Here is a 12,029-nt window from a genome sequence, read left to right as displayed (position 1 = left end):
GTACCCCCCTTAAATATATATAAACTAACAAAGATTATTGAAAGGGTGGTATTATGTTAGAAGCTAAACTTAGAGACACAAGAAAAAAGGGAAAAGTCTTAAGAAGATTAGGACAAGTTACTGGAACTATTAGAAGAAAAGATGGAGATATTATTCCTATATCTATGGTAATGCATAAGTTAGAAACCTATCTTTCAAGATATGGATTAGGATCTAAATTTGATATAAATTTTGAAAATGAAAAAATTAATGTGAAAATAGATAGAGTTCAGAGAGATTTGCTTGTTCATAATATTATAAATATAGACCTTATAGAATTATAAAACAATTCAGTGTATATTTTGGGTATAAATGGCTGCTGCAAAATTTGTAGCAGCTTTATTAATTTACTTATTAATTGTTACTTATTTATCTATAAAACTTCAAACTTTAAACTTCAAACTTTAAACTCCAAACTTTAAACTCCAAACTTTAAACTCCAAACTGAATATGTGTGGCTTTATATTTAAAATAACAATTGATATAATATTTTAAATAAAAATAATAAATTAATAATGAAAGAGAGATATTAATATGAAAAATATGTCATTATATATACATATTCCTTTTTGTAAACAGAAGTGTTTTTATTGTGATTTCCCTTCTTATGCTAATATAGATTATTTAAAAGAGGATTATGTAGATGCTTTATGTAAGGAAATTGAAAATAAAAACATTACATATAATATAAAAAGTATATTTGTAGGAGGAGGGACACCTTCATATTTAAATTCTAAACAACTAGAAAAATTATTAATAACAATTAATAAACTTAATTTAGATGAAAATATTGAATTCACAATGGAAGCTAATCCTGGAACCTTAGATGAGGAAAAGCTAATTGTAATGAAAAATTGTGGAATAAATAGAATTAGTATGGGATTACAGGCGGTTCAAAATTCGTTATTAAAAGATATTGGAAGAATTCATACTTTTAATGTTTTTGAAGAAAATTTTAAATTAGCTAGAAAGGTTGGTTTTAATAATATAAATGTTGATCTTATGTTTGGATTACCTTCTCAAACTGTAGAGGATTGGAAAGATTCCTTAGAGAAAATAGCTTCCTTGGAACCAGAGCATATATCAGCATATAGTTTAATAGTTGAAGAGGGAACAGCTTTTTATAAACTTTATGAAAAAAATAAATTAATACTTCCTTCAGAGGAAATGGAAAGAGACATGTATAAAATAACAAAAGAGATTTTAAATTTTTATGGTTATAAACAATATGAAATATCAAATTATGCTAAGGATGGATTTGAGTGTTATCATAATAAGGTTTATTGGAGAAGTAAGGAGTACATTGGCTTGGGATCTTCTTCGGCTTCTTTTATAGACGGAAAAAGAATAAAAAATATTGAAAATGTTAAAAAATATATAGAAAAAGTAAATGCTGAAGAAGCTGTAACTGAGGAAATTTATTATAATTCAAAGGAAGATAATATAGAAGAATTTATGTTTATGGGACTAAGATTAATAGAAGGTATTAATATGGAAGAATTTAAAAGAAGATTTAATATTAATATTATGGATATTTATAAAAAAATAATTGAAAAAAATATAGAGAAAGATTTGTTAGAAATAAAAGGAGGCTATTTAAGGCTTACAGAAAAGGGAATTGAATTATCTAATTATGTAATGAGTGATTTTATTTTAAACTGATAAGATATTATAAGAAAATTGTAGCAATTTAGAGATAAATATATATAATTTTAAATTTTTAAGAAAAATATATAAAATCTAAACCTTAATATAATTGACAAAATATATAAGAAATACTATATTTGTATTGTAGTCATTAGCACTCGGGCGGAACGAGTGCTAACAGATAGAGGTGATAGAATGACTATTATTGATGAAAGAAAAATAAAAATACTTCAGGCTATCATTAATGACTATATACTTACTGGAGAGCCAGTAGGATCAAGAACAATAGCTAAAAAATATAATTTGGGTGTTGGTTCTGCTACAATTAGAAATGAAATGGCTGATTTAGAAGAAATGGGCTTACTAGAACAACCACATACTTCTTCAGGTAGAATACCTTCTAATAAAGGATACAGATTATATGTAGATAAATTAATGGGTACTGGAAGTTTAACGAAGGAAGAAGAGCTTAGAATAAAGGAATATATTTTAAAATCTGCAATGCATGAAGTTGATAAGGTGGTAAAAGAAGCTTGTTCTTTATTATCAGAGTTGACTAACTTAACTACAGTCGTTAAGGCTCCATCAGTAAAAAGCAGTTATATAAAGTCAATTCAGTTGTTTCCAATTGACAATCATAATTTGGTTTCTGTAATAGTGGCAGATAATGGTGTTATTAAAAATCAAATTATTAGATTGAGCCAAATGCCAGGAAAAGAAACTATTCAAATGATCAATGAAGTATTAAATGTAAGATTAAGAAATTTATCTATTGAACAAATTAATTTAGAGGTAATTAATAAAATTAAAAATGAATTATCTGGATATGATGAATTATTTAATGCAATTCTACCAGCTTTATATGAAACTTTAAAAGAATCAGAAAAGGAAGAAATTTTTGTAGAAGGAGCAACAAATATATTTAATTATCCAGAATATAACAACATAGACAAAGCTAAAGAAATAATATCTTTAATAAATGATAAAGAAAATTTAGTAGACTTAATTGAGCCTTCAAATGGTATAACCATTAAAATTGGAGAAGAAAATAATTTTCCAGAAGCAAAAGATTGTTCAGTTATATCTGCACAATATTATTTTAATGGTAGACCTATAGGAACAATAGGATTAATAGGGCCTAAGAGAATAAATTATTCAAGGGTCGTAGCCATAATGAATAAGGTAATGATTGAGCTAAATGAAAGCTTGAAAAATCAACTATTAGAATAAAAGAGATGAGGTGTTGTTTTGGAAGATAATAATAAGCCATTAGAAGACTTAGTTGAAGAAGTTAAAAAAGATGAAGAAGTAAATAATAAAGAAGTAAATTCTAATGGAGAAACAGAAACAAATGAAACTTCTGAGAAAGCAGAAGAGGCTTTAGACGAAAATAATGAAGATAAAGAAAGCGAATTAGAAGCTATGAGAAAATTAAAAGATGAAAACAAAAGACTGAATAATGAGTTGGAAGCATTAAAAGATAGACTTCTCAGAGTTTCAGCGGAATATGATAATTATAGAAGAAGAACTACTAAAGAAAAAGAAGGAATCTATAGTGATGCATGTAGTGATGTATTAAAAGAAATGGTTCCTGTTTTAGATAATTTAGAAAGAGCAATGACTGTTGACGGAAATTTAGATGACTTTAAAAAAGGAATTGAAATGACAATAAAGCAATTTAAAACTGCTTTTGAAAAATTAGGCGTGGAGGAAATTGATGCCAGTGGAAAGTTTGATCCGAATTTTCATCAAGCAGTTATGCATATAGAAGATGAAAACTATGGAGAAAATGAAATTGCTGAAGTATTCCAAAAAGGATATAAAAGAGGCGAAAAAATAATTAGATATACTATTGTAAAGGTAGCTAATTAGTTAAGTATATTGTAAAACATAAATCTTTAAAATTTTAGGAGGAAAAATTATGGGAAAAATTATAGGAATAGATTTAGGAACAACAAATTCATGTGTTTCAGTTATGGAAGGTGGCGAACCAGTTGTAATAACAAACTCAGAAGGTTCTAGAACAACTCCATCAGTTGTATCTTTCCAAGCTAATGGAGAAAGACTAGTAGGTCAAGTAGCTAAAAGACAAGCGATTACTAATCCAGATAGAACAATAATATCAATTAAGAGACATATGGGAACTAACCATAAAGTCAACATAGATGGAAAAGAATATTCACCACAAGAAATTTCTGCAATGATTCTTCAAAAAATCAAAGCTGATGCAGAAGCATATTTAGGAGAAAAAGTTACTCAAGCTGTAATTACTGTTCCAGCATACTTTAACGATTCAGAAAGACAAGCAACAAAAGACGCTGGTAAAATAGCAGGACTTGAAGTTTTAAGAATAATAAATGAGCCAACAGCGGCATCTTTAGCCTATGGATTAGATAAAATGGATACTAACCAAAAAATCTTAGTTTATGATTTAGGTGGTGGTACATTCGACGTATCTATTCTAGAACTTGGTGATGGAGTATTTGAAGTGTTAGCAACAAATGGAGATACACACCTAGGTGGAGATGATTTTGACCAAAAGATAATGGATTATATTGCTGATACATTTAAGGCTGAACATGGAATTGATTTAAGAAATGATAAAATGGCAGTTCAAAGATTAAAAGAAGCTGCTGAAAAAGCTAAAATTGAATTATCATCATCAATGCAAACTAATATTAACTTACCATTTATAACAGCAGATGCAACTGGTCCAAAACATATAGATATGAATTTAACTAGATCTAAGTTTAATGAACTTACTAGTGATTTAGTTCAAAGATCAATTGAACCAATGAAGAAAGCTCTAAGTGATGCTGGACTTTCAATTGGAGATATTGATAAGATTATTTTGGTTGGTGGTTCTACAAGAATTCCAGCAGTTCAAGAAGCTGTTAAGAACTTTACAGGAAAAGAACCATCTAAGGGAGTTAACCCAGATGAATGCGTAGCAATGGGTGCTGCTATTCAAGCAGGTGTTTTAACAGGAGAAGTTAAAGATGTATTATTACTAGACGTTACTCCGCTAACACTTGGAATTGAAACTTTAGGTGGTGTTGCTACTCCATTAATAGAAAGAAATACTACAATTCCAACAAAGAAGAGTCAAATATTCTCAACTGCTGCAGATGGTCAAACATCAGTTGAAATTCACGTAGTACAAGGTGAAAGAAAGATGGCAGCTGATAATAAAACCTTAGGTAGATTTACTTTATCAGGAATTGCACCTGCACCAAGAGGAATTCCACAAATCGAAGTAACTTTTGATATAGATGCTAATGGTATAGTAAAAGTTTCTGCATTAGATAAGGGTACTGGTAAAGAAGCTAACATCACAATTACAGCATCAACTAACTTAAGTGAAGAAGAAATAGAAAAAGCTGTAAAAGAAGCAGAAAAATTTGCAGAAGAAGATAAGAAGAGACAAGAAAAAATAGAAGTTAAGAATAATGCAGATCAAGTAGCTTATCAAACTAAGAAGACTTTAGATGAACTTGGTGATAAAGTTTCAGCAGAAGATAAAGCAACAATTGAAAGTAAATTAGATGAGTTAAATAAAGTTAAAGATGGCGAAGATATAGAAGCTATTAAGAAAGCTATGGAAGATTTAAATCAAGCATTCTATGCAATATCATCAAAGATATATCAACAAGCAGGAACTCAAGGTGCTGATCCAAATATGGGTGGTGCAGGAACTCATCAACAAGGACCAACTGATGATAATGTAGTTGATGCAGACTTTGAAGTGAAAGATGATAAATAGTTGTAACTTAATTTACTAGTATATATAATAGGAGGGAAGGCAGTTGTCGTCTTCCCTTTTCTTAAGTAAAATATAAATTAGTGTTATGTTGGCTGTTACTGCCGTCTACAGAAAAGGAAGTTAGGTTACAGCAAGAGACATAATAAAGTAATAAAGATAAATGGTGGTGAAATAGATGGCAAACAAGGACTATTATCAAATATTAGGCTTAGAGAAAGGCGCTTCAGAAGATGAAATAAAAAGGGCCTTTAGAAAGTTGGCTATAAAATATCATCCGGATAAAAATCAAGGAGATAAAGAAGCGGAAGCAAAGTTTAAAGAAATAAATGAAGCTTATCAAGTTCTTTCTGATCCAGAAAAGAAAGCAAGATATGATCAATTTGGAACAGTTGATTTTGATGGAAGTGGATTTGGAGCCGGTGGTTTTGGCGGTTTTGACTTTAGTGATTTAGGTGGATTTGGAGATATTTTTGATACCTTCTTTGGGGGAGGAGCTTCTAGCAGAAGAAGAAATGGTCCGCAAAGAGGTGATGACTTAGAATATATATTAAACTTAACTTTTGAGGAAGCAGTTTTTGGGGTGGAAAAAGAAATATCAATTAATAGAAGTGAAGCTTGCGATGCTTGTAATGGATCGGGAGCAAAAGCTGGTACTTCACCAAAAACATGTCCTACATGTCATGGAACAGGTCAAATAAGAGTACAAAGACAGACACCTTTAGGAAGTTTTGTAAGTACTTCAACTTGCAGTCATTGTGGCGGTACTGGGCAAGTTATAGATACACCTTGTTCTACATGCCATGGTAAAGGTAGTGTAAGAAAAAATAGAAAAATATCTGTTAATATACCAGCTGGTGTGGATACAGGGAATGTAATGCCTCTTAGAGGTCAGGGAGAACATGGTAAAAATGGAGGCCCAGCAGGAGATCTTTATATTAGAATAAAAGTTGCTCCTTCTAAGAAGTTTACTAGAAAAGGCAGCGATATTTATATAGATACCCATATTTCTATGGGGCAAGCAGCTTTAGGAGTTGAAGTTACAGTACCAACAGTCGATGGAGATGTTAAATACAAGATTCCGGCTGGAACTCAATCAGGAACTTTATTTAGATTAAAAGGTAAAGGGGTTCCTAGGGTAAATTCTTCAGGTAGAGGAGATCAATATGTTAAAGTTATAGTAGATATTCCTAAGAATTTAACTGAAAAACAAAAAGAAGCTTTGAAAGCCTTTATGGAAGCTTGTGGAGAAAAAATTACAGAAGAAACTGGTTCAAAAAGAAAATTAAAAAATCTCTTTAAATGATATAAGTTTTAATAGCAGTTTTGTAGATTTTTATATAATTAAAAATCTGCTTAACTGTTATTTTTTATTTTAAATATCGGTAATATAAATTAGATTTATAGATTAAATAAAAATGATAATAGATATTTAAAAGTATGATAGGTATATATGTGGCAGAATTTGAAATAATAATATAGAACAAAATTAATATTTAAGGAGTAGATAAAATGGCGAATGTAAAATTTAATGGAGAAGGAATGACTTTAGTTGGTAAAATTTTAAATGTTGGAGATAGTTTTAGTGATTTTACTGTAACAACAAATGAATTAAAAGATTTTACCTTGAGTGATACCAAGGGTGTAAGAATCTTTTTAACAGTACCCTCTTTAGATACCCCAGTTTGCAATATGGAAGTTAAAAAATTTAATGAAGAGGTAGCTAAGTTAAATGGTGTTACCTGCTATACAATTTCAATGGATTTACCATTTGCTCAAAGCAGATGGTGTGGTAATGAGGGAATTAAAAATGTAATAACTTTATCAGATTATAAATATAGAAGTTTTGGGGAAGCAACAGGATCTTATGTAAAAGAATTAGGTTTATTAGCAAGAAATTCTTTTGTTGTTGATTCACAAGGAAAAGTAACTTTTGTTGAATATCTAGAAGAAATAACTAATGAACCAAGTTATGGTAAGGTTTTAGAAGCTGCAAAAGCAGCCAAATAAAAAAGCGCTTAGCGCTTTTTTATTTTTTAGTTTATCATAAATTATTCATTTTCATTTATTAATTGTCATTTAGTTAAAATAAGTGTAAAATAATTAATTAGTCAAAGAAACTTTGAAAGGACTGATTTATTAATGGAAGGAACTTGGATAGAAGTTAGAGTGTTAACTAATAGTGAGGCTTTAGAACCTATTTCGGGAATATTTTATTCATTAGAATGTAAAGGGGTAGCCATTGAGGATCCACAAGATATTTTAGGAAGAGAACAGGGACTGTTAACCTGGGATTTTGCTGATATAAATATTTTAGAACATAAGGGAGAACATGCAGTAGTTAAGGCGTATTTTGCTGAAGAAGATAATATTGATGAAGTAATATCTTATGTTGAAGAAAAAATAGAAGAATTAAAATCTATGGGAATAGATGTTGGTTTAGGAAAAGTAGAAAGTGAAAAAATGTATGAAGAGGATTGGGCTAATAACTGGAAGAAATATTATAAGCCAGCGAAAGTAGGGGAAAGACTTGTAGTAAAGCCAATTTGGGAAACTTATGAAGTTAAAGGTGATGAGTTAGTAATAGAATTAGATCCTGGAATGGCTTTTGGAACTGGTGATCATGAAACCACTAAGATGTGTATGCAAGCTCTTGAAAAGTATGTAAAAGAAGATAGTATTGTATTTGATGTGGGATGTGGTTCTGGAATACTGGCTATAGCTGCAGCAAAGCTTGGAGCTAAAAAAGCAATAGGCGTTGATTTAGACCCAGTTGCAGTAGATTCGGCAAAGCAAAATGTAGAATTTAATAATTTAGATAATATAGAAATTTTAGAAGGAAATTTAGTAGAAGTAATTGATGCTAAGGCAGATATTGTTGTGGCTAACATAATAGCTGAAATAATATGTGTGTTAACAGAAGATGTTAAAAGAGTTTTAAAGGAAAATGGATATTTTATTACATCTGGGATAATCCATGATAGAGTCGACATGGTAGTTTCAAAGTTAAAATCTGTAGGTTTTGAGATTATAGAGATAAATAAAGATGGAGAATGGAACTGTATAGTTGCTAAATTAATATAGGATTAAGGGGATTAGAACAATGCATAAATTTTTTACTCCTAAAGAAAATTTTATAGATAGCAAGGCAAAAATTTTAGGTGATGATGTAAAACATCTTTATAAGGTATTAAGGCTTAATGAAGGGGATAAAATAGTTTTAAACAATTGTGAAGGTGAAGAATTTTTATCTACAATAGAAACAATAAGTAAACAGGAAGTTATTGTATCTATAGATGAAAAACTTAAAATTAATAACGAAAGTAGAATTAAGATTTATTTATTTCAAGGCTTACCAAAAGCTCAGAAAATGGACCTAATAGTTCAAAAAGGCACAGAATTAGGGATTATAGAATTTATTCCAACTATAACAGAAAGAGTAGATATAAAGCTTAAGGGTGAATTTAAAAAATTAGACAGGTTAAATAGGATAGCTTTAGAAGCAGCAAAACAAAGTAAAAGAACAGTAATACCAAAGGTAGTATCTCCAATAAGTTTTATGGAAGCTATTGATAAATTAAAAACTATGGATTTAATAATTGTGCCTTATGAAAATGCAGAGGATTTTGGTATAAAGACATTATTTAGAAAATTAAATAATGAATTAGAAGATAATATTTTAAATATAACAGATATTGGAATATTAGTTGGTCCAGAAGGCGGCTTTGAGGAAGAAGAAATAAGTAAATTAAAAGATAGTGGAGCATATATAGTAACATTAGGTAAAAGAATTTTAAGAACAGAAACAGCAGGATTTGTATGTGCTTCATTAGTTAATTATGAATTAGGAGATTTAGGAGGAAAATGATAATGAAGGTTGCATTTTCTACATTAGGTTGTAGGGTTAACGTATATGAATCAGAAGCTATGGCAGAAAAGTTTATTAGAGAAGGTTATGAGGTTGTTGATCAAAGTGAAGTAGCAGATGTATATGTTATAAATACTTGTACTGTTACAAATATGGGAGATAAAAAATCAAGGCAAATTATAAACAAAGTAAGAAGACTAAATGAAAATGCTGTTGTTGCTGTTGTAGGATGTTATTCCCAAATGGCACCTCAAGAAGTTTCTGCTATACCAGGAGTAGATGTTGTATTAGGAACAAGAAATAAGGGCGATGTAGTTTATTATGTAAATAAGGCAAGAGAAGAAGGTAAACCACAAGTCCATGTAGAAAGTGTACTTAAAAATAAGAAATTTGAAGCTCTAAATATTGAAGATTATCAAGATAAAACTAGAGCTTTCTTAAAGATACAAGATGGATGTAATAGATTTTGCAGTTATTGTATAATACCTTATTCTAGAGGCTCAGTATGTTCAAAGGATCCAAAACAAGTAATTGAAGAAGTAAATAAGTTGGCAGATCATGGATTTAAGGAAGTAATATTATCAGGTATCCATACAGCATCCTATGGTTTAGACCTAGAAGAAAAGATCAATTTAATAGATATTATAGAAGAAATAGAAAAAGTGGAAGGTATAGAGAGAATAAGAATAGGATCAATTGAACCAGCTTTCTTTACAGAAGAAGTAATAGAAAAAATAAGGAAATTTAAAAAGTTATGTCCGCATTTCCATCTATCTCTTCAAAGTGGATGTAATAGTACCTTAAAGAGAATGAACAGAAGATATACGGCTGAAGAATATAAAGAAACAGTAGAAATGCTTAGAAGAACATTACCAGGGGTATCAATAACTACTGATGTTATTGTAGGATTCCCAGGAGAAACAGAAGAAGAATTTAATGAAACATATGAATTTTTGAAGGATATTAAACTTGCAAAAACTCATGTATTCAAATACAGTCCTAGAAAAGGTACAAAAGCTGAAAAAATGGAAAATCAAATAGATGGAATAACAAAGGATAAACGCAGCAAAATACTTATAGAATTAAGTAATAAAAATGAAGATGAATTTATAAAGAGTTTTATAGGGCAAAAAATGGATGTGCTTATAGAAAGTTCTGTAAAAGGAAAAGAAGGCTATTACGAAGGATATACAACGAATTACATAAAGGTACATGTACCTTGCCAACTTGAAGAAATAATTGGTAAAATTGTAGATGTAGAAATAAAAGAATCTCTTGGTGAAGTTGCACAAGGACAATTAGTAATTAATGATTAATAATTTTAAAGATTACTTGGCGATTTTAGAAAGGAGGGGTGTTATGGATTGCATTTTTTGTAAAATAATTAATGGAGAAATTCCGAGCAGTAAAATTTATGAGGATGAAGAAGTATTAGCTTTTCATGATATAAATAAAGCTGCTCCAATTCATTTTTTAGTTATACCTAAAAAGCATATACAAAGTGCAAATGAAATAAATAGTGAAAATTCTAAAACTATTGCACATATATTTGAAATTATAAGTAAATTAGCAAAAGATTTAGGTATAAGTGAAGGTGGTTATAGAATAGTTAATAACTGTGGTAAAGATGGAGGGCAAACTGTAAATCATCTTCATTTCCATGTATTAGGTCAAAGAGATTTAAAGTGGCCGCCAGGTTAATGGAATTTTATACTAAGAGTTGACTTTAGAAGTTACCTATTGTATAATATAGCGTGTGTTATTAAGCCCGTAGCTGAGTTAAATTGATTAATTTGAGCTAGCGGAGGGAGGGATAATAGATGTCAGAAATAAAAGTTGGAGAAAATGAAACACTTGAAAGTGCATTAAGAAGATTTAAGAGAAAATGCGCAAGAGCTGGAGTTCTTTCAGAAGTTAGAAAAAGAGAACACTATGAAAAACCAAGCGTAAGAAGAAAGAAAAAGTCAGAAGCTGCTAGAAAGAGAAAATTTAAATAGTAAATTCATTTTAAAAATCAAAGCAATTTGATTTTATAGCTGTTATTGGAGGCTTATTTATTCAATAAGCTTTGTTGTATTATTTTTTGATACACCAGAGCTGAGGAATTTTGGTTTATAGCCTAAAATAAGTATATAATTATACTTGATTTTATAAGGGAAAATAGATTAAATTTAATATTAAATTTATCTAAGTTACCTTCCTCAGCAGTTTTAAAATAAAAAACTATAATTGTTTAAGCAGCTACATAAAAGGTTGAATAACATTATATATCTGAGTTTAACTTGGTATTTTTGAATTTAATATGTAAAATAAATAAAAGCAAAGAGAGTTAAAATAACCCTCTTTGCTTTTTTGTTAATTAGATTTAAAGATGTAATTTTCTCTATATCTTTATCATAAATTACTATTAGTAAAAATATAAGAGGGGTTAAATTATGCAAAATAAAATTGATAAAGGTAGAGAAATTATAGCTGAAAAGTTGAATATATCAAAAGATATAGCTTTAGATCTGCCTAGGATAAGTGTAATTGGGCAAGAAGAAATTACAATAGAAAATCATAAGGGGATAGTACTTTTTGAAAGAAACATAATAAAAGTAAATACTAAATTAAAGCCAATTTCCATCGAAGGTGATAATTTTGAAATATTATATATAGGTGAATCCACAATAACTATTAGTGGTAAATTTAATTCTATATCATATGAGGTGTAAA

13 protein-coding genes are annotated in these 12,029 nt (G+C 29.3%); all 13 read left to right on the top strand.

Features of this window, described 5'->3' with window-relative positions; genetic code table 11:
* Nucleotides 1-53 precede the first annotated feature (53 nt).
* The 13 genes from BEN51_RS09405 to yqfC all read left to right on the top strand — a co-directional run bounded on the left by BEN51_RS09405 (nt 54) and on the right by yqfC (nt 12,028).
* Nucleotides 54-323, top strand: coding sequence for a hypothetical protein (locus tag BEN51_RS09405; RefSeq protein WP_119865812.1), 270 nt, complete (start codon nt 54-56; stop codon nt 321-323).
* Nucleotides 324-573: 250 nt separating this feature from the next.
* The gene (gene hemW / locus BEN51_RS09400; RefSeq protein ID WP_119865811.1) at nt 574-1,701 is read left to right on the top strand and encodes a radical SAM family heme chaperone HemW; all 1,128 of its coding nucleotides are present in this window, start codon (nt 574-576) and stop codon (nt 1,699-1,701) included.
* 180 nt (nt 1,702-1,881) lie between these two features.
* A complete protein-coding gene (hrcA, locus tag BEN51_RS09395; protein ID WP_119865810.1) occupies nt 1,882-2,916 on the top strand; it encodes a heat-inducible transcriptional repressor HrcA in 1,035 nt (344 codons plus the stop codon).
* Between the two features lie 18 nt (nt 2,917-2,934).
* The gene (gene grpE, locus BEN51_RS09390) at nt 2,935-3,558 is read left to right on the top strand and encodes a nucleotide exchange factor GrpE (protein WP_119865809.1); all 624 of its coding nucleotides are present in this window, start codon (nt 2,935-2,937) and stop codon (nt 3,556-3,558) included.
* 49 nt (nt 3,559-3,607) lie between these two features.
* The gene (gene dnaK / locus BEN51_RS09385; protein ID WP_119865808.1) at nt 3,608-5,449 is read left to right on the top strand and encodes a molecular chaperone DnaK; all 1,842 of its coding nucleotides are present in this window, start codon (nt 3,608-3,610) and stop codon (nt 5,447-5,449) included.
* A gap of 175 nt (nt 5,450-5,624) precedes the next feature.
* Entirely contained in the window at nt 5,625-6,752 is a 1,128-nt protein-coding gene (gene dnaJ, locus BEN51_RS09380; RefSeq protein ID WP_119865807.1) for a molecular chaperone DnaJ, read from the top strand.
* Nucleotides 6,753-6,958: 206 nt separating this feature from the next.
* Entirely contained in the window at nt 6,959-7,456 is a 498-nt protein-coding gene (gene tpx / locus BEN51_RS09375; RefSeq protein WP_119865806.1) for a thiol peroxidase, read from the top strand.
* 132 nt (nt 7,457-7,588) lie between these two features.
* Nucleotides 7,589-8,530 (top strand): 50S ribosomal protein L11 methyltransferase, encoded by a 942-nt coding sequence (gene prmA / locus BEN51_RS09370; protein ID WP_119865805.1) that lies wholly within the window; start codon nt 7,589-7,591, stop codon nt 8,528-8,530.
* 19 nt (nt 8,531-8,549) lie between these two features.
* The gene (locus tag BEN51_RS09365; protein ID WP_119865804.1) at nt 8,550-9,314 is read left to right on the top strand and encodes an RsmE family RNA methyltransferase; all 765 of its coding nucleotides are present in this window, start codon (nt 8,550-8,552) and stop codon (nt 9,312-9,314) included.
* A gap of 2 nt (nt 9,315-9,316) precedes the next feature.
* Nucleotides 9,317-10,630, top strand: coding sequence for a tRNA (N(6)-L-threonylcarbamoyladenosine(37)-C(2))-methylthiotransferase MtaB (gene mtaB, locus BEN51_RS09360; RefSeq protein ID WP_119865803.1), 1,314 nt, complete (start codon nt 9,317-9,319; stop codon nt 10,628-10,630).
* A gap of 43 nt (nt 10,631-10,673) precedes the next feature.
* Nucleotides 10,674-11,015, top strand: a complete 342-nt coding sequence (locus BEN51_RS09355) for a histidine triad nucleotide-binding protein (protein WP_119865802.1) — start codon at nt 10,674-10,676, stop codon at nt 11,013-11,015.
* Between the two features lie 119 nt (nt 11,016-11,134).
* Nucleotides 11,135-11,311, top strand: coding sequence for a 30S ribosomal protein S21 (gene rpsU, locus BEN51_RS09350; RefSeq protein ID WP_074364434.1), 177 nt, complete (start codon nt 11,135-11,137; stop codon nt 11,309-11,311).
* Nucleotides 11,312-11,749: 438 nt separating this feature from the next.
* On the top strand, nt 11,750-12,028 hold the full coding sequence (gene yqfC / locus BEN51_RS09345; protein WP_119865801.1) for a sporulation protein YqfC: 279 nt from the start codon (nt 11,750-11,752) through the stop codon (nt 12,026-12,028).
* Nucleotide 12,029: the final 1 nt, after the last annotated feature.

The sequence above is a fragment of the Clostridium isatidis genome, assembly GCF_002285495.1.
In the GTDB taxonomy this organism is placed as follows: Bacteria; Bacillota; Clostridia; order Clostridiales; family Clostridiaceae; genus Clostridium; species Clostridium isatidis.
The sequence above is the reverse complement of the archived record's forward strand: the minus strand, read 5'-3'. Positions and strand labels throughout refer to the sequence as shown.

Excerpts from the sequence above, each read along its gene's own strand:
- BEN51_RS09405 (WP_119865812.1), top strand. The coding sequence starts at position 54 with ATGTTAGAAGCTAAACTTAGAGACACAAGAAAAAAGGGAAAAGTCTTA.
- hemW (WP_119865811.1), top strand. The coding sequence starts at position 574 with ATGAAAAATATGTCATTATATATACATATTCCTTTTTGTAAACAGAAG.
- hrcA (WP_119865810.1), top strand. The coding sequence starts at position 1,882 with ATGACTATTATTGATGAAAGAAAAATAAAAATACTTCAGGCTATCATT.
- dnaK (WP_119865808.1), top strand. The coding sequence starts at position 3,608 with ATGGGAAAAATTATAGGAATAGATTTAGGAACAACAAATTCATGTGTT.
- dnaJ (WP_119865807.1), top strand. The coding sequence starts at position 5,625 with ATGGCAAACAAGGACTATTATCAAATATTAGGCTTAGAGAAAGGCGCT.
- tpx (WP_119865806.1), top strand. The coding sequence starts at position 6,959 with ATGGCGAATGTAAAATTTAATGGAGAAGGAATGACTTTAGTTGGTAAA.
- prmA (WP_119865805.1), top strand. The coding sequence starts at position 7,589 with ATGGAAGGAACTTGGATAGAAGTTAGAGTGTTAACTAATAGTGAGGCT.
- BEN51_RS09365 (WP_119865804.1), top strand. The coding sequence starts at position 8,550 with ATGCATAAATTTTTTACTCCTAAAGAAAATTTTATAGATAGCAAGGCA.
- mtaB (WP_119865803.1), top strand. The coding sequence starts at position 9,317 with ATGAAGGTTGCATTTTCTACATTAGGTTGTAGGGTTAACGTATATGAA.
- BEN51_RS09355 (WP_119865802.1), top strand. The coding sequence starts at position 10,674 with ATGGATTGCATTTTTTGTAAAATAATTAATGGAGAAATTCCGAGCAGT.
- rpsU (WP_074364434.1), top strand. The coding sequence starts at position 11,135 with ATGTCAGAAATAAAAGTTGGAGAAAATGAAACACTTGAAAGTGCATTA.
- yqfC (WP_119865801.1), top strand. The coding sequence starts at position 11,750 with ATGCAAAATAAAATTGATAAAGGTAGAGAAATTATAGCTGAAAAGTTG.